Origin of the sequence: Streptomyces sp. NPDC050534 (assembly GCF_044457745.1) — a bacterium.
Classification (GTDB): Bacteria; Actinomycetota; Actinomycetes; order Streptomycetales; family Streptomycetaceae; genus Streptomyces.
In genome coordinates this window covers 36302-58681 of record NZ_JBITHF010000004.1, presented here as the reverse complement: position 1 = coordinate 58681, position 22380 = coordinate 36302, and the positions used below count along the sequence as shown (strand labels likewise).

The 22380-nt window shown below is 71.9% G+C and carries 14 protein-coding genes; 8 read left to right on the top strand and 6 right to left on the bottom strand.

What is annotated here, in order from left to right:
• Nucleotides 1-29 precede the first annotated feature (29 nt).
• Both ftsX and ftsE read right to left on the bottom strand, forming a co-directional pair.
• Nucleotides 30-950, bottom strand: coding sequence for a permease-like cell division protein FtsX (ftsX, locus tag ACIBN2_RS14540; protein WP_399134685.1), 921 nt, complete (start codon nucleotides 948-950; stop codon nucleotides 30-32).
• Nucleotides 951-986: 36 nt separating this feature from the next.
• A complete protein-coding gene (ftsE, locus tag ACIBN2_RS14535; protein ID WP_399134684.1) occupies nucleotides 987-1676 on the bottom strand; it encodes a cell division ATP-binding protein FtsE in 690 nt (229 codons plus the stop codon).
• 324 nt (nucleotides 1677-2000) lie between these two features.
• On the opposite strand from ftsE, the gene ACIBN2_RS14530 reads away from it, so the two are divergent.
• A complete protein-coding gene (locus tag ACIBN2_RS14530) occupies nucleotides 2001-2192 on the top strand; it encodes a hypothetical protein (RefSeq protein ID WP_393866212.1) in 192 nt (63 codons plus the stop codon).
• Nucleotides 2193-2297: 105 nt separating this feature from the next.
• Here ACIBN2_RS14530 and ACIBN2_RS14525 read toward each other — a convergent pair whose 3' ends face one another.
• From ACIBN2_RS14525 to ACIBN2_RS14510, 4 genes are all read right to left on the bottom strand, one after another.
• Nucleotides 2298-3131: an LPXTG cell wall anchor domain-containing protein gene (locus ACIBN2_RS14525; protein WP_399134683.1), complete on the bottom strand. Its 834-nt coding sequence runs from the start codon at nucleotides 3129-3131 to the stop codon at nucleotides 2298-2300.
• Between the two features lie 300 nt (nucleotides 3132-3431).
• Complete coding sequence (prfB, locus tag ACIBN2_RS14520; protein ID WP_399134682.1) at nucleotides 3432-4538, bottom strand: peptide chain release factor 2; 1107 nt, start codon at nucleotides 4536-4538, stop codon at nucleotides 3432-3434.
• 106 nt (nucleotides 4539-4644) lie between these two features.
• Entirely contained in the window at nucleotides 4645-5886 is a 1242-nt protein-coding gene (locus ACIBN2_RS14515; protein WP_399134681.1) for a serine/threonine-protein kinase, read from the bottom strand.
• A gap of 113 nt (nucleotides 5887-5999) precedes the next feature.
• Nucleotides 6000-7658: a serine/threonine-protein kinase gene (locus ACIBN2_RS14510; protein WP_399134680.1), complete on the bottom strand. Its 1659-nt coding sequence runs from the start codon at nucleotides 7656-7658 to the stop codon at nucleotides 6000-6002.
• 365 nt (nucleotides 7659-8023) lie between these two features.
• On the opposite strand from ACIBN2_RS14510, the gene ACIBN2_RS14505 reads away from it, so the two are divergent.
• From ACIBN2_RS14505 to ACIBN2_RS14475, 7 genes are all read left to right on the top strand, one after another.
• Nucleotides 8024-11473 carry an FHA domain-containing protein gene (locus tag ACIBN2_RS14505; protein WP_399134679.1) on the top strand — a complete coding sequence of 1150 codons (3450 nt, stop codon included), beginning with the start codon at nucleotides 8024-8026 and terminating at the stop codon, nucleotides 11471-11473.
• 174 nt (nucleotides 11474-11647) lie between these two features.
• A complete protein-coding gene (locus tag ACIBN2_RS14500) occupies nucleotides 11648-13039 on the top strand; it encodes an ABC transporter substrate-binding protein (protein ID WP_399134678.1) in 1392 nt (463 codons plus the stop codon).
• 8 nt (nucleotides 13040-13047) lie between these two features.
• Complete coding sequence (locus tag ACIBN2_RS14495) at nucleotides 13048-14397, top strand: carbohydrate ABC transporter permease (protein WP_399134677.1); 1350 nt, start codon at nucleotides 13048-13050, stop codon at nucleotides 14395-14397.
• On the top strand, nucleotides 14394-15275 hold the full coding sequence (locus ACIBN2_RS14490) for a carbohydrate ABC transporter permease (RefSeq protein ID WP_399134675.1): 882 nt from the start codon (nucleotides 14394-14396) through the stop codon (nucleotides 15273-15275). The genes ACIBN2_RS14495 and ACIBN2_RS14490 overlap by 4 nt, the downstream gene beginning before the upstream one ends.
• Nucleotides 15276-15431: 156 nt before the next feature.
• Nucleotides 15432-17678, top strand: a complete 2247-nt coding sequence (locus tag ACIBN2_RS14485) for a CDP-glycerol glycerophosphotransferase family protein (RefSeq protein WP_399134674.1) — start codon at nucleotides 15432-15434, stop codon at nucleotides 17676-17678.
• Between the two features lie 153 nt (nucleotides 17679-17831).
• The gene (locus tag ACIBN2_RS14480; RefSeq protein WP_399134673.1) at nucleotides 17832-20033 is read left to right on the top strand and encodes a CDP-glycerol glycerophosphotransferase family protein; all 2202 of its coding nucleotides are present in this window, start codon (nucleotides 17832-17834) and stop codon (nucleotides 20031-20033) included.
• A gap of 8 nt (nucleotides 20034-20041) precedes the next feature.
• Nucleotides 20042-22273, top strand: coding sequence for a CDP-glycerol glycerophosphotransferase family protein (locus ACIBN2_RS14475; RefSeq protein WP_399134672.1), 2232 nt, complete (start codon nucleotides 20042-20044; stop codon nucleotides 22271-22273).
• The last annotated feature ends 107 nt before the right edge of the window (nucleotides 22274-22380 follow it).

The following is a 22380-nucleotide window of genomic DNA, read 5'->3' as shown; positions in this document are numbered from 1 at the left end:
GGTTGACCGTACGGCCCTCTTGGCATGCGTCACACCTTCAGGTACTTGCGCAACGCGAAGAACGCGGCAAGTGCGGGCATGAGCAGACTTGTCGCGAGGATGAGCGGCAGCTTCGTCAGCACGGCGTCCCAGCCGATGAAGTTGATCAGATTCAGCTTGTGGGACAGGTCGAGGCCGTGGTCGATGATGAAGTACCGGGCGACCACCAGGAATCCGCAGGCGACCGTTCCTCCGATGAGCCCGGCGACCGCCGCCTCCATGATGAACGGCGCCTGGATGTAGAAGCCCGAAGCACCGACCAGGCGCATGATCCCGGTCTCGCGCCGCCGGCTGAACGCCGAGACGCGCACGGTGTTGACGATCAGCATCAGCGCGACGACGAGCATCAGCGCCATGACCGCGCGCGCGGCCCAGTTCATGCCGTTCAGCAGCCCGAAGAGGTTGTCGAGGATGCCCTTCTGGTCCTGCACGGACTGCACGCCGTCGCGGCCGTCGAAGGCGGTCGCGATGACCTGGTACTTCTGCGGGTCCTTCAGCTTGATCCGGTACGACTCCTGCATCTGGTCCGGCGTGAGGGAGCTGGCCAGCGGGGAGTCGCCGAACTGCTGCTTGTAGTGCTTGTAGGCCTCGTCCTGCGACTCGTAGGTCACCTTCTGTACGACCGAGGACATCTTGCCCAGGTCGGACATGATGCTCTTCTTCTGGTCCTCGGTGACCGCGCCCTTGGCGCAGTTGGGGTCGGACTCGGCGTCGCTCTTGTTGCAGAGGAAGATCGAGACGTTGACCTTGTCGTACCAGTAGCCCTTCATGGTGCTGACCTGGTCGCTCATCAGGAGCGACCCGCCGAACAGGGCGAGCGACAGGGCGACGGAGACGATCACCGCGAAGGTCATCGTCAGGTTGCGGCGGAGACCGACACCGATCTCGGAGAGTACGAACTGGGCGCGCATGGCGTCTTCTTCAGGCCTTTCCGTGGACGGTCGCGGTCAGTGCTGGTAGCCGTAGACGCCGCGTGCCTGGTCGCGGACGAGGCGGCCCTTCTCCAGCTCGATGACGCGCTTGCGCATCTGGTCCACGATGTTCTGGTCGTGCGTCGCCATCACCACGGTGGTGCCGGTCCGGTTGATCCGGTCGAGCAGCTTCATGATGCCGACGGAGGTCTGCGGGTCGAGGTTTCCGGTGGGCTCGTCGCAGATGAGCAGCTTGGGCCGGTTGACGAACGCGCGCGCGATGGCCACACGCTGCTGCTCACCACCCGACAGCTCACCGGGCATACGGTCCTCCTTGCCGCCGAGCCCGACGAGGTCGAGCACCTGCGGCACGGACTTGCGGATCTCTCCGCGCGACTTGCCGATCACCTCCTGCGCGAAGGCGACGTTCTCGCCGACCGTCTTGTTGGGCAGGAGCCGGAAGTCCTGGAACACGGTCCCCAACTGGCGGCGCATCTGCGGCACCTTCCAGTTGGAGAGGCGCGCGAGGTCCTTGCCCAGGACGTGCACCTGCCCGTGACTGGCCCGCTCCTCGCGGAGGACCAGCCGCAGGAAGGTGGACTTTCCGGAGCCGGAGGACCCGACGAGGAACACGAACTCGCCCTTCTCCACTTCCAGGGAGACATCCCTGAGTGCGGGGCGGGTCTGTTTGGGGTAGACCTTGGAGACGTTGTCGAATCGGATCACGGATGCACCACGGGTCGCCGGGGGTAGGTGAGCGTGACCATACGCGAGTCAGGTGCACGACCGCAGGCGCCGGTGAGGGTTGCATGGGGCTTGTGCCTTTTTGTACCGCCGAGGTCTTCACAGATGACCTCGGGGCAGCGCCCCAGGGGCGCGGGGAACTGCGCGAGCGACCACAGCCGGCCGGCAGCCGCGAGACAAGCCTCACCCACCCCCTGAAGGCGACCCCCGCGCACCCTCCGGAGGAACCTGGCACAGTAGAGAGGGGAACGTTCGGCGACCCCCAAGCGTTCTTCCCGTGGAAGCAATGTCAAGGAGGGCGAGCGCATGACGTACGACCGGCTGGTGTGCGCTAACTGCGCGGCGCCCGTGAGCGAGGGCCGGTGCCCCGTGTGCCGTGCGAACCGCGAGCGGCTGCAGCAGCAGAACTTCTTCGCGGGGCTCAACCCCATGGCGCTGATCGCACTGCTCGCGGTGCTGATCGCGGCGGTGGCGCTGCTGGCGCACCAGACCGCTTAGAGCGCGGCACAGAGACATACAGACGCCCGAGGGGCCCGGAGCGTGCATCGCTCCGGGCCCCTCGTCGTACGTCGTCGCACACATTGCGTGTACGGGCGGCTACCGTCAGGCAGCCGCACCGCCGCGGCCGCCCATCAGGCGCGGCAGCACCCGGAAGCCGATGCCGCCGGCGATCATCGTCGCGGCGCCGACCAGCAGGAACGTGGTCTGACCGGCACCGGTCTCGGCGAGCTGGGCGCCGTTGTTGTTCTGGCCCTGGGCCGAGGTGTCCGAGCCGGTGTCGGTGAGGGCCGAAGAGCCCTCGTCCTGGGCGGAGTTGTCGTTGCTGCCACCCTCGGGGCTGGTTCCACCGGTGCTGGAGCCGCCGGAGGTGCCGTTGCCGCCGCCGGTGCTGCCACCGCCGGAGGTGCTGCCGCCGCCGGTCGTGTCGCCACCGGTCGCGCTGCCACCGCCGGTGGTGCTGCCGCCGCCGGTCGTGTCACCGCCCGTGGTGCTGCCGCCACCGGTGGTGTCGCCGCCGGTCGTGGTGCCGCCGCCGGTCGTGTCACCGCCCGTGGTGGTGCCGCCGGTGGTGTCACCACCGGTCGTGGTGGTGCCGCCGTCGGTCGTGCCACCGTCTGTGGTGCCACCGTCCGTCGTACCGCCGTCGGTCGTGCCGCCGTCAGTCGTGCCGCCGTCGGTGGTGCCGCCGTCGGTGCAGACGACGATGGGGCAGCCGCCGTCGTCCCCACCGGTGGTGGTACCGCCGTCGTCGCCACCGGTCGTGTTGCCGCCGTCGTCACCGGTGTCGAGGTTCACGCCGACGTTGACGGGACCCGCGTCCACGCCGACGTCGATACCGGCGGCGGAAGCGGCGCCGGCGGCGGTCAGCGAAGCGCCCGCAGCGATCACGGCACCCGCGGCGATCCGTGCGACACGGATCCGCGTCGTCTTGGTCATAAGGTTGCTACCCCCAGTAGCTGAATCGTCAGTTGGGCGGCGCTCGGGGCCGTGATCGACGGAGACAGCCGTGTGAAAGCCCCCCGGTTCACATGCGCCCCAGAGATACGCATGCCACGCTTCACCCTTCCCATTTTTCAAAGCAACGTCAAGGCCATTGCGAGCGCAATGTCCAACTACGAGCCCTATGCCGGACATTGAAGCGTGTGAGTGTGATGTAAAACCCAGACATCGCGCGCGCAAGCGGGCACGAAAAAGGCAACTGCCGCCTCACGGGCGGCAGTTGCCTTGTCGACAAACTTACTTCGCTTGCTGCTTGCGCCAGCGAATTCCGGCCTCGAGGAACCCGTCGATCTCACCGTTGAACACGGCCTCGGGGTTGCCGACCTCGAACTCCGTGCGCAGGTCCTTGACCATCTGGTACGGGTGCAGCACGTACGAACGCATCTGGTTGCCCCAGGAGTTGCCGCCGTCGCCCTTCAGGGCGTTCATCTTCTCCTGCTCCTCCTGGCGCCGCCGCTCGAGCAGCTTGGCCTGGAGGACGTTCATCGCGGTGGCCTTGTTCTGGATCTGCGACCGCTCGTTCTGGCAGGAGACGACGATGCCGGTGGGGAGGTGGGTGAGGCGCACCGCGGAGTCGGTGGTGTTCACGCCCTGGCCGCCGGGACCGGACGAGCGGTAGACGTCCACCCGCAGTTCGGACTCGTCGATCTCGATGTGGTCGGTCTGCTCGACCACGGGGAGGATCTCGACGCCCGCGAAGGAGGTCTGCCGGCGCCCCTGGTTGTCGAAGGGCGAGATCCGCACCAGGCGGTGGGTACCCTGCTCGACGGAGAGAGTGCCGTAGGCGTACGGAACCTGCACGGCGAAGGTGGTCGACTTGATGCCGGCCTCTTCCGCGTACGACGTCTCGTAGACCTCGGTCTTGTAGCCCTTCTGCTCCGCCCAGCGCAGGTACATCCGCTGGAGCTTCTCCGCGAAGTCGGCGGCGTCCACGCCGCCCGCCTCGGCGCGGATGTTGACGAGCGCCTCGCGGGCGTCGTACTCGCCGGACAGGAGCGTGCGGACCTCCATCTCGTCCAGCGCCTTCTTGACCGCGACGAGCTCGGACTCGGCCTCGGTGCGGGTGTCCGGGTCGTCCTCCTCCTCGGCCATCTCGAAGAGCACGGCGAGATCGTCGATCCGCCCCCGCAGCGCCTCGGCCTTCCTGACCTCGGCCTGCAGATGGCTCAGCTTGCTGGTGATCTTCTGCGCCTCGTCCGGGTTGTCCCACAGGGACGGCGCGGCCGCCTGCTCCTCGAGCACGGCGATGTCTGCCCTCAGCTTGTCGAGGTCCAGAACGGCCTCGATCGACTCCATGGTCGAGGAGAGGGACTTGAGCTCTTCGGATACATCGACGACTGCCACGCCCTCCAGCGTAACGGCTCCGCCCGGCGGGCAGCGCCGGGCCGTACCCGGTACCACGGCGGGCCCGGTGCCGGGCGCCGGTGCGGTGCGGGCACGAATCGGAAGGTCAGGGCGACGCCGGCGCCGAGCTGCTCCTGTCCTGAGGGGTCGCCCCCGCGTCGTCCCCCGACGTCGCCAGCCACGTGCCCACGCCCGCTGCCGCCGCCAGGAGCAGGGCCGCCACGCCCAGGGTCAGGCGGCGGCGCCGGGTGACGGCGCGGTGGCGGGCGGAGCCGGGTCTCGGGGCTCCGCTCGCGCGGGGTGCGCGGGCCGTGCCGCGGGCGCCGCCGGCGAGTTCGTCGGGGGCGGGCACACGCATCGAGGTGTGGGTGTCCCGGTTGGAGTCGGCCGGCTTCGCGCCCGGCACCAGCGGCACGGCACCCCGCCGTACCCGTTCGCCTGCGGGTGCCGCGGGCTCCCCGGCCGGGACCTCCGGCTCCTCCCCCGAATCGGTGTCCGGCTCGTCCACGTCCAGCGGCGGCATCCCCTCGACCAGGGGCAGCAGCTCCCGCAGCCGGTCGCCCAGCTCGGACGCCCGCAGCCGCGAGGCCGGCGCCTTGGCCAGGCACTGCACCAGGAGCTGCCAGAGCTCGTCCGGGATGCCGGGCAGCGGGACGACGGTCTCGGTGACGTGCCGCCGCAGTACGGCACCGGGGTGCCCGCCGCCGAACGGCGTGAAGCCCGCCAGGAGCTCGTAGAGGACGGTCGCGAGGGCGTAGATGTCGACGGCCGCGCGCGGGGGCAGTCCCTCCACGATCTCCGGCGCCAGGTAGTCGGGTGTGCCGATGATCTTCGTCGCGCGGGTGCGGCGCGGGGAGTCGATCAGCTTGGCGACGCCGAAGTCGGTCAGCAGGGCCGGGTGCGAGCCGCCCGGGCCCAGCGGGCCCTGCATGTCCAGCAGCACGTTCTCCGGCTTCACGTCCCGGTGCACGACGCCCGCCGCGTGCGCGGCCGCGAGCCCGTCGGCGACGTCGGCCACGATCGCCACCGCCGCCGCGGGCGGGAGCCGCCTCTCGCGGTCGAGGCGGGTGCGCAGGTCGGTGCCGCGGACGAGGTCCATGACCAGCGCGAGGTCGTTCCCGTCCACCACCAGGTCGCGGACGGAGACGACGTTCGGGTGGTCCAGGCCGAGCAGCGCCGTGCGCTCCTGCACGAAGCGGCCGACGAGTTCCTGGTCGGACGCGAGATCCTCACGCAGCAGCTTGATGGCGACGGGCCCCTCGGGTCCCTCGCCCAGCCACACCGTGCCGGCGCTGCCCCGCCCAAGGATCTGGTTCGCGGTGTACCGGCTGCCGATCTTCCGTGCCAAGACTGCTCCTACCGACGCGTGTTAGTCGCTAAAACTACGCGTCCGAGGAGCCAACCTTCACCGCCGAGACCGAAATCACCCGCCGGGTGTCGACAAATCACCAAGCCCGGCTGTCAGTTGCCGCCGCTGCTCCCGACCAGGTCGCCCAGTTTCCCGACCCAGCCGGTCACCGTGTGGAACATGTCGGTCAGCTGCTGCCAGTAGCTCTTGGTCGTCCCGATCCACTCCTGGAGCGGGCTGAGTTCCCAGACCAGCCAGCCCGCGACGAACAGGATGACGATCGTGAACAGACAGCCCTTCAGGCAACCGAGCCCGGGGATCTTCATCGGGTTGGCGCTGCGCTGCCGCGGCGGCCGCGGCTCACGCGCGGGCTGCTGCGGAGGGGCGTACCGCTGGGGCTGCTGGTGCTGCGGCGGGGCGTACCGCTGCGGCTGTTGTTGCTGTTGTTGCTGTTGTTGCTGCGGGTAGCCGTAGCCCTGCTGCGGTCGCTGCTGGGGTCGCGGCTGGTGCTGCGGGCGGGCGACCTGCCGCTGGGGGCGGCGGCGCAGCGGGTCCTCGTTCGGGTCGAGGTACTGCTGGACCTGGGTCTGCTCGTTGCGGTCGCGAGCGGCGCGCAGCTGGTTCTGCCAGGGGTGCGGCTGCTCGGGCTGCTGCCCCGGCTGGCCGGGGGGCACCGGCGGCATGACGGCGGTCGGGTCGGCGGCCCCGGTGTTCGGCAGCACGGCGGTGGGGTCGGCGGCGCCCGCCGGGCCCGGTCCGCCGGTGTGCGGCAGGAAGGCGGTCGCGGCGTTCGGGTCGTAGGAACCGGCGCCGTGCGGCAGGACCTGCGTGGGGTCGCCCGAGCCGGGGACGGTGGCCGGAGCCGGGTCCGGGGCCAGCAGCGCGGCGATGCCCTCCGCGGCGGCGATCTGCGCGGGGTTCGCGTGCACCCCGATGCCCTCGGACACCACGCGCAGGCCGCGCGCGAGGTTCTCGGCGCTGGGCCGTGCGTCGGGGTTCTTGCTCAGACAGCGCTCTATGACCGTCCACAGCGGGTCCGGAACCGTGGACGGGCGGCGCGGTTCGGCGCTCAGGTGCTGGTGCAGGACCTCGAGGGCGGAGCTGCCGGCGAACGGCGGACGGCCGGTGACCAGCTCGTACAGCAGGATGCCGGCGCCGTAGATGTCGACGGCGGAGGTCTGCGGGCGGCCCTCGGCGCTCTCCGGCGCGACGTACGCGGGCGTGCCCACGAACTCCTGCGTGCGGGTCAGGCCCGGGGAGTCGGCGAGCCGGGCGATGCCGAAGTCGGTGAGCATCGGGTGCATCTGCCCGCGGTCCTGGTTCAGCAGGACGTTGGCCGGCTTCAGGTCGCGGTGGACGACGCCGTCGGCGTGGCTGGCGGCGAGCGCGTCGGCGATCTGGGCGGTGAGCAGGGCGGCGGCCACGGGCGTGAACGGGCCGTTCTCGCGCAGGTAGCGGTGCAGGTCGGGGCCCTCGACGAGGTCCATGACCAGCGCCAGCAGATCGCCCTCGACCACCAGGTCGCGGACCCTGACGATGTTCGGGTGGGTCAGCCGCAGCAGGACGGAGCGCTCCCGCAGGAACCGCATCACGATGTCGGGGTCGCTCGCGAGCTCTTCCTTGAGGACCTTGATCGCGACGGTCTCGCCGGGCTGCCCGGGCACGGCGGCCTCGGCCCCCGCGGTCTCTCGCTGGCGGGCCCGCCAGACGGTGCCCGTGGCGCCGCGACCGAGCGGCTCCTCGAGCAGGTACTTGCTGCCTACCGGCCGCACGTCATGTGCTCCCTGCTGCTTGCTTACCGTTCCGACCCACTGTAGTGCCGCCGGGTACGGCGACGACCTGTCGTCGTCCCCTGCGTCTTACGTACACATCCCGGGACATGTTCGAAGGAAAGACGCTCGACCCGGTCCGCCGGTTGCCCGAAGTGGACGTGACCGATCTCAAGCGGCCCCGGCTACGTCACCTGTCAGGCACTTTTGCGGGCAGAGGCGACCAATCAAGATCACCTTTGCCCGAGCGGCGGGCGCGTTGTCAGTGGCAGGTGCGAGGATGCCTGGAGTACTGGCCGATGTGCTCGTGCGGGGTGGGATCCGGTGGGACCCGACCTGCGCCCGCGCAGAAGGGACCGCAGACGGCGATGCAGATCCGGCTGACCGTCGTAGACCCGCGGGGCGTCGCGGGGCAGGCGGGGCTTCCGACACAGCCCCCCGGCCCGCCCGACCGGGCGCGGGGCCGCACCGCGAGCTGCGACGTGCTGGTCACGGCGCCCGCCGGCACGGCCCTGTCCGTGGTGGCCTCCGGACTGGCCTCGGCGGTCGCGGGCGATGCGGGCGCCGCCCAGCCCGAGCGGACCCGCGAGTCCGGCGGCCCGGTGGTGCTGTACGCGGGCGCGGAGCGGCTGGACGACCGGCGGTGCACGCTGGGCGAGCCCCCGCTGATCGACGGCGCCGTGCTCTCCCTGGGCGCCCCGGCCGAGCCCGAACCGCACCCCGAGCTGGACGACGCCCCGACCCAGCTGCATGTGATCGCGGGCCCGGACGCGGGCGGCGTCCACCTGCTGCACGGCGGCGAGATCCGCATCGGCCGCTCCGCCGACGCCGACGTCCCGCTCGACGACCCGGACGTCTCCCGCCTCCACTGCGCGGTCACGGTCGCCGCGGACGGCCAGGTCTCGGTCGCCGACCTCGACTCCACCAACGGCTCGACCCTGGACGGCATCCGTCTGAGCACCCGCCGGGTGCGCTTCGCGCCGGGCGCGCTGCTGCGCATCGGGGAGTCGGCGTTGCGGGTCGCCCCCGCCGGAGGCCCCGGGGCGCGGGTCCCGACCGCTCCGGACGGCGAGGGCCACGTGCGCGTGACGCCCGGGGACGAAGCCCCCGCGCACACGGCGCCCACGGCCCCCGCAGGCGCCGCCACGGCCGCGGTGCCGCCGCCTCACGCGCGCGTGCCCGACGGAGGCGACCCGACCGCCACCCCCTCGCGCGGCCTGCCCACCGCCCACGGACACGGCCCGGCCGAGCAGCCGCTGGTGCCCGAGCAGGGCAGGGCTCCGCACATCGAGAGCAGGGGCACCCAAGCGGGCGGCGACACCCACGCCGGGCGGTACGGCGCGGTCGCATGGGACACGGCCTCTCCCACCACGCCCGGCGATGAACCGTCCGGCGGGCGGGAGGGCACCTCGCTGCGCGACGCCGACGTATCCCAGGGCCCGCGCAGGCGCGGCGGGCTCTCGGCCTGGGCTCGGCGGCTGGCCGGCGGTCGCGGCGAGCCGCTGCCGTCCGGCGGCGTGGCGTACGCCGAGGACGACGGCTCGGGTGCGGCGCCACGGCCCGCGCCGTCCGGCGGTCCCCAGCTCCCGGAGACCTGGCCCGATGCGGCGGCCCTGCTGCTGACCGCGCTCGGCCCGGGGCCGCGGCTGTGGGAACGCGGGCCGGGACACCCGGAGTTGCTCACGGTCCGGCTCGGCACGGCGGACCGGACGACGCCCGACGGCGCCGGGCTGCTGCCCGCGGTGCCGGTGACGGCGGATCTGCGCGAGGCCGGGGCCCTGGGCCTGGCCGGCCCACGCGCGCGGCTGTCCGGGCTGGCCCGCGCGGTGGTGGCGCAACTCGCCGCGCTGCACTCCCCCGAGGCCCTGGAGATCGTCCTGATCAGCGCGGACCGAGCCCGCTCCCCGGAGGAGCGCATGGCCGAGTGGTCCTGGCTGGGCTGGCTCCCCCACCTCCGCCCCGGCCACGGCCAGGACTGCCGCCTTCTGCTCGCCTACGACCGGGAGCAGGCCACGGCCCGCACGGGCGAGCTGCTCCGGCGCCTGGACGACCAGGAGGCGGAGGTGCGCAACGGCACCCGGCCGCCGGCCCGCACGCCCGCCGGTGAGTCCCGCGCCGCCGCCCGCAGGCCCTCCTGGGCCCGCGAGGACGACGGCCCGGAGGAGACGGACGGCTTCGCCGGTCCGCACACCGTCGTCGTCGTGGACGGCGACCCCGGAGGCGCCGCCGTGCGGGAGGCGGTGGCGCGCCTGGCACTGGAGGGCCCGCGGGCCGGGATCCACGTCGTCTGCCTCGCCGAGACGGCGTCCGCGTCGCCCGCGTCGCCGGTGACGGAGACGTACGAGGCGGCCTGCGCGGTGGCACCGGCCTTCCGGGACTGCGGCGCGGTCGCGCTGCTGAGCGGCGACGTGGCGACGGCACTGCGGCTGATGCGGGTGGCACGGACCGCTCCCGGCACTCCCGCCGGAAGGGCACCGGACGGGCCGGCCGACGGCCCGGCCCCCATAGCCCCGGGCGCCGGGGCGCACGCCGCCCCCATAGGCCCCGGCACCATGGCCGTCGTGGACGCCGTGTCGCTGGCCTGGGCCGAGCGGTTCGCGCGGGCCCTGGCACCGCTCAGGACGGACGGCTCCGGAACCGAGCGGCACACGCGCGTCTCCGTGCCGCTGCCGCCGGCGGCGCGGCTGCTGGACGAGTTGGGGCTCGCGCGGGCCACCCCGGCCTCGCTGATGGCGCGTTGGGCGGACGCGGCGGACGACACCCAGGCGCTCGGCGGGCGGGCCTGGGCCGTGCTCGGCGCCGGCCCGCGCGGCCCGGTCTGCGCGGACCTCACGGCCGACGGCCCGCATCTGCTGATCGAGGGCCCGGCGGGCAGCGGACGTACGGAGCTGCTGCGGTCCGTGGTCGCCTCGCTGGCCGCGGCCGAGCGCCCCGACCGGCTGGGCGTCGTCCTGATGGACGGCCGGGACAGCGTGAGCGCCGGAGGTGCTCCCTCCGGGGCGGGCGCACACGGCGACGGCCTGCGCGTCTGTACGGACGTCCCCCACGTGACGACCCATCTCACCGCCAACGACCCCGTCCGCATGCGGGAGTTCGCCCAGTCCCTCAGCGCCGAGCTGAAGCGCCGGTCCGAACTGCTGGGCCGCGGCGGGTTCGCGGAGTGGCACACGGGCCGGGAGCTCTCGGGCCGCATCGTCTCCCAGCGCGCGACCGGCACGACCGCCACGGGCGACCTGGACACCCCGCCCAGCTCGACCATGCGCCTGCGCCCGGGAGCCGCCCGCCGGCAGACCGAGGCGGCACCGCCGCTGCCCCGCCTGGTGGTCGTCGTGGACGACCTGGACGCCCTGGTCTGCCCCGCGCTCGGCTCTCCCGGCCGGCCCGCGGCGGGCTCCGTGATGCGGGCGCTGGAGGCCGTGGCCCGCGAGGGCGAGCGCCTCGGCGTCCACCTGGTGGCCGCGACCGCCCCGGGCGGCCGTACCGCGGACTCCGAACCCGCACAGCGGGCCACCCTGCGCGTGACCCTCGAGGCCCCGGCCACCGGTCCGGACGAACCGGCCCCGGGCCGCGGCCGGCTTACCTGGCCCGACGGCCGGTCGGCCCCCTTCCAGGGCGGCCGCGTCACGGGCCGCATCCCCCGCACGGCGACCCTCCGCCCGACGGTCGTGCCCCTCGACTGGCAGCGCATGGGTGATCCCCCGACCCGCCGTCCCGTACGGGAACTGGGAAACGGCCCAACAGACCTGGCCCTCCTGGCCAGCGCGCTGGAACGAGCGGCCCGGGAGGTCTCGGCGTCGGAGGTGCCCTCACTGCTCTAGCGGTCCGGGGTGTTTTGCGGCGACGGTCACGCCAACACCGGACGCCTGGTCACGAGGCGGTCACGAATGCCCGGTTGACACACGACGCGCACTTGCCGACCCATTCCGACGGGCGTAGACCAGATCCACGGGACAGCGCTCGACGTTCGACGAAGATCGAAGAACGGGGCAGTGATGCGCAGCACGAGCAGCAAGAACCGGACACTCAAGGCCGCCAAACCCGCCGCCGCCCTCCTCGCGGCAGCCCTCGCGCTGGCACTCACAGGCTGTGGCGGCAGCGACAACAAGAGCAGCAACGGCGGCTCCTCGGCGAGCGCCAGCGGCAGCGGAGGCGGCAGCGGCGTGACGCTGCCCAAGCTCGACGGCCAGACCCTGGAGGTCGCCGCCGTCTGGACCGGTGCCGAGCAGAAGAACTTCATGAAGGTCATGGCCGAGTTCACGAAGCGGACCGGCGCCAAGATCAACTTCGTACCCACGGGCAACAACACCTCCACCTTCCTCGGTACCAAGATCCAGGGCGGAAAGCCGCCGGACGTCGCGTTCCTGCCTCAGGTGGGTGTGCTGCACGAGTTCGCGGACAAGGGCTGGCTCAAGCCCATGGGCGCGGACGCCAAGGCCCAGCTGGACAAGAACTTCTCCAAGGGCTGGGTCGACCTGGGCGCCTGGAAGGGCAAGCAGTACGGCGTCTACGCCAAGGCCGCCAACAAGTCCCTGGTCTGGTACAACACCGCGGCGTTCCAGGCGGCCGGCATCACCAGCACGCCCAAGACCTGGCAGACCTTCCTCAGCACCGCGCAGACACTGTCGGACGCCGGCTCCCCGGCCGTCTCCGTCGCCGGCGCGGACGGCTGGACGCTCACGGACTGGTTCGAGAACATCTACCTCTCCCAGGCCGGGCCGAACAAGTACGACGAGCTGGCCGCCCACAAGATCAAGTGGACGGACCCGTCGGTGACGAAGGCGCTCACCACGCTCGCCCAGCTCTGGGGCAAGAACGACCTGATCGCGGGCGGCAACAAGGGCGCGCTGAACACGGAGTTCCCGAAGTCGGTCACCCAGACCTTCTCCGGCAGCAACCCGGCGGCGATGGTCTTCGAGGGCGACTTCGTGACGGCCAACATCAACGCCGACACCAAGGCCGTACTGGGCAAGGACGCCAAGGTCTTCCCGTTCCCGACCATCGGCGGCATCCCGCCCGTGGTCAGCGGCGGCGACGTGGCCGTGGCGCTGAAGGACGGCAAGGGCCCCCAGGCGCTGCTGACCTTCCTGGCCTCCACCGACGCGGCCGCCATCTGGGCGGCGCAGGGCGGCATCCTCTCCCCCAACAAGGAGCTGGACCAGAGCGCGTACAAGGACGACATCACCCGCCAGATCGCGAAGTCACTGCTCGCGGCCGGTGACAACTTCCGGTTCGACATGTCCGACCAGGCACCGGCCGCCTTCGGCGGCACGGCGGGCGTCGGCGAGTGGAAGGACCTGCAGGACTTCCTGCGCAACCCGAAGGACGTCGCCGGCACCCAGCAGAAGCTGGAGGCCGACGCGGCCAAGGCCTACGCCGCAGGCTGACGGCGGCCATGACGTCGGTAGCGAAGACGACAGGGGGCGCCGGCGCACTGCCGACGCCCTCCGTCTCGCCGCGCAAGAGCATCACGGGGACACGGCTGTGGGTGGCGGTGCTGTTCCTGCTGCCCGCGCTCGTTCTCCTCGGGGCGCTCGTGGTCTACCCGATCGTGTACTCGATCTGGCGCAGTCTCTACGACGCCGGCGGCTCCGGTTTCGTGGGGCTGAAGAACTACGGTGACATCTTCACCAACGAGGCCACCCTGACCGCCGTACGCAACACGGCGATCTGGGTCGCGGTGGCACCGGCCGTCGTCACCGCGCTCGGCCTGATCTTCGCCGTGCTGACCGAACGGGTGCGCTGGGGAACGGCGTTCAAGCTCCTCGTGTTCATGCCGATGGCGATCTCGATGCTCGCCGCGGGCATCATCTTCCGCCTCGTCTACGAGCAGGACCCCAACCTCGGCGCCGCCAACGCGGTCGCCAAGGCCGTCCACGACACGTTCGTGTCGTCGTCGGTGTATCCGGGCGCCCGGCCGAACGCGACGGCGAGCGACCTCAAGCCCTCCGGCGGCGGGTCGTTCACGACGACCGGCACCGTGCACGCGGGCACCCCGGCCCTGCTCCCGCTGGTCGGCATCGCGCCGGACAAGCTGCCCGGCAACCCCGGGAACGCGAAGGCGGCCTCGGGCGCCGGCGTGACCGGCACCGTCTGGCTGGACTTCAAGCTGGGCGGCGGCGGCACCAAGGGCAGGATCGACCCGGGTGAGAAGGCGCTGAAGGGCGTGAAGGTGGAGGCGGTGAAGGGCGGCAGCACGGTCGCCTCCGCCACGACCGGTGCCGACGGCACCTTCCGCCTCCCCGACAAGGCCGACGGGGCCCAACTCAAGCTGCCCGCCTCGAACTTCTCGGCCCCGTACAACGGCATCGACTGGCTCGGCCCGACGCTGGTCACCCCGGCCATCATCGGCTCGTACGTGTGGATGTGGGCCGGCTTCGCGATGGTGCTGATCGCCGCGGGACTCGCGGGCGTGGACCGCAACCTCCTGGAGGCGGCGCGCGTCGACGGAGCAAACGAGTGGCAGGTGTTCCGCAAGATCACCGTGCCGCTGCTGGCACCGGTCCTGGCGGTCGTCCTGATCACGCTGATGATCAACGTGATGAAGATCTTCGACCTGGTCTACATCATCGCCCCGCAGCCGAGTCAGCCCGACGCCAACGTCCTTGCCCTGCAGTTGTTCCTGTCGTCCTTCGGCGGCGGCGGCAACGAGGGCGTCGGCAGCGCGATCGGCGTCCTCCTGCTGCTGCTCGTACTGCCGGTGATGCTGGTGAACATCCGCCGGCTGAGGAGGGAGCGCCGATGACCACCCTCGACACGACGGTGCACGGCAAGCGGTCCTTCGCCTCCCGGGTGGCGAGCAGTGCGGGGGGCGGCGTGATGCGGGTCTTCCTGATCCTCGTCGCCGTCTTCTGGCTGGTGCCCACCTTCGGCCTGCTGATCTCATCGTTCCGCGACCCGACCGACATCGCCACCTCGGGCTGGTGGAAGGTGTTCACCGCGCCGAGCCAGCTGACCGCCAAGAGCTACAAGTCGCTCCTGGAGAACGACGCGATCACGCACGCGTTCTTCAACACGATCTGGATCACGGTCCCGGCCACGCTGCTCGTGGTGCTCATCGGCGCGATGGCCGGATACGCCTTCGCCTGGATGGACTTCAAGGGCCGCGACTGGTGGTTCCTGGTCGTGGTCGCGCTGCTCGTCGTCCCCGTCCAGGTGGCCCTGATCCCGCTGGCCGACCTCTTCGGCAAGATCGGCATCTTCGGCGACATCATCGGCGTGGTCCTCTTCCACGTCGGCTTCGGACTGCCGTTCGCCATCTTCCTGTTGCGCAACTTCTTCGCGCAGATCCCGCGTGAACTCATGGAGGCGGCACGGCTGGACGGTGCTGGCGAGACCCGGCTGTTCTTCACCGTCGTCCTGCCGCTGGGCGCCCCGGCGATCGCATCGCTGGGCATTTTCCAGTTCCTGTGGGTGTGGAACGACATGCTCGTGGCGCTGGTGTTCTCCGACTCCCAGTCGCAGCCGCTGACGGTCGCACTCCAGCAGCAGGTACGGCAGTTCGGCAACAACATCGACGTGCTGGCACCCGGCGCGTTCATCTCGATGGTGATCCCGCTGGTCGTGTTCTTCGCGTTCCAGCGGCAGTTCGTGTCCGGCGTGATGGCGGGCGCGGTCAAGTAGGCCCGAAGACAACGGAGCAGAGGGGTCGGGACGTCACGGTCCCGACCCGTTCTGTTCACCGGAGATCCCCCGTATGCCGTAGGAAACGTAACCAAGTCACTCCATCGGCCGTTCCCGGGCAAGGCCCAGTCGTCCGCGCCGACCCATGGATGTGCCTTGCCCAGGTTCAGTGTCATCGTCCCCGCGTACAAGGTTCAGGCGTATCTCCACGAGTGCCTGGATTCGGTGCTGTCGCAGTCGTACCCCGATCTCGAGCTGATCGCGGTCGACGACCGCTCGCCGGACAGCAGCGGCGCGATCATCGACGAGTTCGCGGCCCGCGATCCACGCGTGCGCCCCCTGCATCTGCCCGCGAACCGGGGACTCGGCGGCGCCCGCAACGCCGGTATGGAGCGGGCGAGCGGCGACTACCTGATCTTCCTGGACGGCGACGACACCCTCACCCCGCACGCCCTGCGCTCGATCGCCGACCGCCTGAAGGAGACCGGCGAACCGGACGTCCTCGTCTACGACTACGCGCGCACCTACTGGTCGGGCGAGACCGTCCGCAACGTGGTCTCGGCGCAGCTGACCGAGCAGGGCCCGGCCCCCTTCCGCCTGGAGGACCGCCCGGGCCTGCTGCACCTGCTGATGGTGGCCTGGAACAAGGCCTGCCGGCGGGAGTTCGTCGAGCGCGAGGGCTTCACCTTCCCGCCGGGCTACTACGAGGACACCCCCTGGACCTTCCCGGTCCTGATGACGGCGGAGTCCCTCACGACCCTGGACCGCGTCTGCGTCCACTACCGCCAGCGCCGCCAGGGCAACATCCTCGGCACCAGCAGCCGTAAGCACTTCGACATCTTCGAGCAGTACGACCGGGTCTTCGCCTTCCTCGACGAGCGCCCCGAACTCGCCCGCTGGCGAGCGGTGTTGTTCCGCCGCATGGTCGACCACTTCGCCAAGGTCTTCTCGCACCGCGAGCGCCTGCCGCGCGGCACGCGCGCCGAGTTCCTGCGCAAGGCCCGTGCCCACCACCGCCGTTACCGCGTCCCCGGCCTCCAGCTGCCGCTGCCCGCCCGCCTGCGGCACACCCTGATCGGCTTGGGCCTGCACCGGACGTACCGCTGCCTTCAGCACGCGGGGGCCCTGCACCGCAGGACGGCCAAGTTCGGGATCAAACTCCTGCGCGCCGCACGGGCGTCGGCCCTGCGCCTGCACTACCGCGTCCAGCTCCGCCTCCCGCTGCGCGCCGACCGCGCCGTCTTCACCGCCTACGACGCCCGCGGCCACGGCTGCCACCCGGGCGCCCTGGAGGCGGCGTTCCGCACGCACGCGCCGCACATCCGCACGGCGTGGATCGCCCGCCCCGAGCACCACCACACCATCCCCGCGGCCACCGGGCGGGTGAGCCCCGGCACGGCCGCCTACTGGACGGCCCTGGCCCGCTCCAAGTACCTCGTCGCCAACGCCGAGTTCGAGCGCCGGCTGATCAAGCGCCGCGGCCAGGTCCTCGTCCAGACGCAGGACGGCACCCCGCTCGGGCACATGGGCCTGGACCTCCAGGAACACCCCGCGGCCGCCCGCGACACGGACTTCGCCGAGCTTCTCGACGGCGTCGACAAGTGGGACTACGTCCTGTCCTCCAACCTGCACTCCACGCTGACCTGGGAGCGGGTCTTCCCGGGCGGCTACACCACTCTCGAACACGGCAGCCCCCGCAACGACGTTTTCCAGAAGGCGACTTCGGCGGACGTGGCCCGGCTGCGCGTCCGTCTCGGCATCCCCGAGGACAGCGTCGCCGTCCTGTACGCGCCCGCCCGCCGCGACTACCGCCGCACCCAGCGCTCCGGCCTCGACCTGGAACGCCTCCTGCGCCGCCTGGGCCCCCGCTTCGTCGTCCTGGCGCGCACGCACGACCCCGTGCAGCAGAGCGCGCGGATCATCGACGTCACGGGCCATCCGAGCGTCGAGGAACTCTGTCTCGCCTCGGACGTCCTGCTCACGGACTACGCGCCGATCATGTTCGACTACGCGGGCCTGGACCGCCCGATCGTGATCCACGCCGACGACTGGGCGGCGTACGAGGCGGCTCGGGGCACCTACTTCGACCTGCGTTCCTTCCCGCCGGGCGCGGTGGCCCGCAGCGAGGACGAGCTGATCGACATCTTCGCCACCGGCCACTGGCGCGGCTCCCGCTCCACCCAGCTGCGCACCGCCTTCCGCGAACGCTTCTGCCCCTACGACGACGGGCGCGCCGCAGAGCGCGTCGTACGCCGGGTCGTCCTGGGCGAGACCGGCCTCCCGCCGGTGATCCCCCTGGCCGAACGCCACCCCGTGCCGTCCGCGGTCGCGGCCCGCACACGCGCCCCGCAGGCCACCGTGCCACAACCCGCCGGCCCGGCGACCGTCACCGACAGCCACTGAACGCCGTTCTCACTCCGGGGAGTTCGCATGCCCTCCAGCCCGTCGCGGCCCACACCGAGCAGACCGTCCACCTGGCGTCCCACAGGGCGGCCGGGACGCCTCGGCTGAGCCGCGACCGCCGAGCCCCTCAAGCACCTCGACAGAAAGAGCAGAATGCCCCGCTTCAGCATCATCATCCCGTCCCATGGGGTGACCGGCCGGCTGTCCCAGGCGCTGGACTCCGTTCTGGCGCAGTCCTTCGGTGACTTCGAGCTGATCCCGGTCTGCGACGCGCCCGGCGCACCCGCGGCGGACGTCGTCGCCGGATACGCCGAGCGGGACTCCCGGGTCACCCCCGTGCACGCGCCCCCGTCGGGCGGACTGGCCGGGGCGCGCAACACCGGGATGCGGACGGCGACCGGCGCGTACCTGCTGTTCCTCGACTGCGACGACGTCCTCGTCCCGGGCGCGCTGGCGGCGCTGGACGCCCGCCTCACCGAGACGGGCGACGTGGACGTCCTGTACGTCGAGCACGAGCGCGTCCCCTGGTGGGAGGGCGAGCCGACCAACCCGGCCGCCCTGCTCCTGCCGAAGCATCCGGCGGGTGCCTTCTCCCCCGAGCAGGTGCCGACGCTGACCGGCGTGCAGCTCCCGGCGTGGAGCGCGGCCTACCGCAGGACGTTCCTGGCCGAGCGGCAACTGGTCTTCCCCGACGGCCACTTCACCGACGTCGGCTTCGGCGGCCTGGTCCTGCTGAAGGCCGAGAAGGCCGCCGTCCTGCACCAGGTCGTCGTACGGCATCTGGTGCGCCGGCAGGGCAGCCGGCTCGGCCTGCCCGGTGAGCACCACCTCGAACTCCTCGCCCAGACCGACCTGGTGCTCACCCGCGCCGCCGAGGACGGCCTGTCCCCCGACCGGCTGGGTCAGCTCTTCGAGCAGCTCTTCGCGGCCGTGCTGAAGACCGCCGCCCACCCCAGGCGGCTGCCCGCCAGGCGCCGCGCCTTCTTCCGGCTGGCGGGCAGGCTCTACCGGCGTCACCGGCCCGCCGGGTACCGCACGCCGGGCGGCAGCCTCGGTGTGCAGCACCGGCTGCTGGCGACCGGTGCGTACACCGCCTTCCGCGCCCTGCGCGGCGCCAACCAGTCGGCGGCCAGGGCGGCCGAGCGTCTGCCGCGCCCGCGCATGGTGCGCACACGTCTGCGGTACGCGCGCGGTCTGCGCCGCCCGCTGGACGCCAACCTCGCGGTGTACTGCGCCTATTGGGGCCGTGGCTACGCCTGCAACCCGGCCGCGATCCACGCCAAGGCCCGCGAACTCGCCCCGCACCTGCGCTCGGTGTTCCTGGTCGAACCGGACCAGGTGCCTTTCATGCCGAAGGACATCGAGTACGCGGTCATCGGCAGCGCGAAGTACTGGGACGTGCTGGCTCGCGCCAAGTACCTGGTCAACAACGCCAACTTCGCGGACGCGGTCGTCAAGCGCGAGGGCAGCGTGCACCTGTCGACGCAGCACGGCACCCCGCTGAAGAAGATGGGCGTCGACCAGGCGACGTACCCCGTGGTTGCCGCCGCGACCGGCAGCTTCACCAAGCTGCTGTCCCGTGTGGACCGCTGGGACTACAACCTCTCCTCCAACCGGCACTCCACCCAGATGTGGGAGCGGGCCTTCCCGGCCGTGCACGAGACCCTCGAGTACGGCTATCCGCGCAACGACGTCTACTACACGGCGACCGCGGACGACGTGAGCCGCATCCGGCGCGAACTGGGCATCCCCGAGGGCAAGACGGCCCTTCTCTACGCGCCCACCCACCGCGACCACCACACCGGCTTCGAGACGGGCCTGGACCTCCGGGCCCTGTGCGAGGAGATCGGCGAGGACTTCGTCGTCCTGCTGCGCGCCCACTACTTCTACGACCAGGGCGCCGCGAAGAACACCGGACGGGTCATCGACGTCACCGCGCACCGCTCGTCCGAGGACGTGTGCCTGGCCGCCGACGCGCTGATCACCGACTACTCGTCGATCATGTTCGACTACGCCAACCTGGACCGCCCGGTCGTCGTCTACGCGGACGACTGGGACGTCTACCGGGAGCTGAGAGGCGTCTACTTCGACGTGCTGGAGCATCCGCCGGGCCCGGTGGCACGCACCCCCGGCGAGCTGGCCCGGGTCTTCCACGACGGCTCCTGGGCGGGCCCGGAGTCCACCGAGGCCAGGGCCGCCTTCCGGGAGCGCTTCTGCCAGTTCGACGACGGTCACGCCGCCGAGCGCGTCGTGCGCCGGGTGCTGCTGGGCGAGCCGCCCGAGTCGATCCCGCCCGTGATCCCGCTCGCGGAGCGTGTCCCGGCCCCCGCCGCTTCCACCCTCGTAAGGAGCTGAGCTCAGCAGTGCCCCGCTTCAGCATCATCGTCCCCGTCTTCAAGGTGCAGGGCTTTCTGCACGAGTGCATCGACTCGGTGCTCGGACAGTCGTACCCCGACTTCGAGCTGATCGCCGTCGACGACCGCTCGCCCGACAGCTGCGGCGCGATCCTCGACGAGTACGCGGCGCGCGACGAGCGGGTCCGGGTGCTGCACCTGCCCGAGAACGTCGGCCTCGGCCGCGCCCGCAACGCGGGCCTGGAGCAGGCGCGCGGCGACTACGTCCTCTTCCTCGACAGCGACGACTTCTACACCCCCGGCCTGCTGGCCGCCGTCGCCGACCGGCTCAAGGGCGCCGAGGACCCGGACATCCTGGTCTTCGACCACGTCCGTACCCACTGGTGGGGCCGGGGCGGTCCCAGCGACGCCTCCACCCTGCTGGCCGCCGCGGGGCAGGACGTCTTCAGCCTCCGCGAGAGCCCGCAGTACGCCCATCTGTTCCTGGTCGCGTGGAACAAGGCGTACCGGCGCGCCTTCTTCCAGGAGCACGGCCTGCAATACAGGCCCGGCCTGTACGAGGACGCGCCGGTCACCTACCGGTCGATGGTGCTGGCGGAGCGCATCGCCTGTCTGAACCGCATCGGCGTCGAGTACCGGCAGCGACGGCAGGGCGCGATCACCAAGACCCCGGGACGCCGGCACTTCGACATCTTTCCGCAGTACGAGGGCCTGTTCGCCTTCCTGGAGGAGCACGACGACCTCGCCTGGGCCCGGCCGCTGCTCTTCGAGCGGGCCCTGGACCACATGCTGTACGTCATCGCCCGCGAGGACCGCGTGACCCCCGCGGACCGCCCCGCCTTCCACCGCGAGATGCGCGCCTTCCACGACCGGCACTGCCCCGAGGGCTTCACCCCGCCACAGGGCCCGCGCGGCACCGAGATGCGGCTGCTGGCCTCGTCGCCCTACGTCTCCTACGCGGCACTGCGCGCGGGGCGCGGTCTGCGCAGGCTGGCCGGGGCGGGCAAGCGCCGCACGGTGGACCGGGCCTCGGAGGCGGCCCGGCGCGCGATGTACGGCGTCCGGTCGAAGCTCCCGCTCGACCCGCACCTCGCCGTCTACTCGGCGTCCCACCACGCGGGCGTGCACGGCGACCCGGCCGCGATCCACGCCCGGGCCCGTGAACTCGCGCCGCACATCAGGGGCGTGTGGGTGGTGCGGGAGGACGCGGTGGACTCGCTGCCGCCCGGCACCGACTACGTGACACCGGGTTCGCGGGACCACCACGCGGTGGCGGCGCGGGCCACGTACTGGGTGAACAACGTCAACTGGTCCGGTTCCCTGCCCAAGCGCCCCGGCAGCGTCCACCTCCAGACCCACCAGGGCACCCCGCTCAAGTACATGGGCGCCGACCTGCTGGACAAGCCCGGCGCCCGGCACGGCTTCAGCGTGCCGAAGATGCTGCACCGCGCCGACCGCTGGGACCTGAGCCTGGTCGCCAACCGGCACTCCGAGCTGGTGTGGGACCGGGCGTACCCCTGCCACTTCACCTCGCTGCGGACGGGCAGCCCGCGCAACGACGTGCTGGTCGACGCCCCCGCGGACCGCGCCGCGGCCGTCCGCCGGCGGCTCGGGATCCCCGCCGGGAACACGGTCGTGCTGTACGCGCCGACCCGTCGCGAGTACCGCAGGGGCGGGCACGTCGACCGGATCGACCTGGCCCGGTTCGCGGCCGATCTCGGCGCCGGCCACACCCTCGTCGTACGGCTGCATCCCTCCCTCGCCACCGGCACGGCGCGCGGCCTCGGCCTCGCCGATCTGCACGCGCGGGGGGTGCTGGTCGACGCGACGGACGAGCCGCACGTCGAGGACGTGATGCTCGCCTCCGACGTGCTGGTCACCGACTACTCGGCCCTGATGTTCGACTACGCCAACCTGGACCGGCCGATCGTGGTCCACGCCGACGACTGGGCGGCGTACGCGGCCAGCCGGGGCGCCTACTTCGACATCACCGCCGAGGCGCCGGGCCATGTGTCGCGCTCCTACCGGGAGCTGGCGTGGCTGTTCGCCTCGGGGACGTGGCAGGACGAGGAGTCGGCGGGCCTGCGGGCCGCCTTCCGCGCGCGGTTCTGCGAGTTCGACGACGGGCGGGCCGCCGAGCGGGTCGTCAGGACGGTGCTGCTGGGCGAGCAGCCGCCCGAGCCGCGGACGGCGCCGGCTCTTCCCGCGCCCGCCACCGAGCGGGCACCCTCGATGAACTGACGGGGCGTCACGGGAACATGTGTGAGGCGGGGGGGGGGGGGGCCCCCCGGGGCCGCCCCCCCACCCCGACCACCCGAATAAATCCAGTAAAAGTGGGGCCCCAGAGG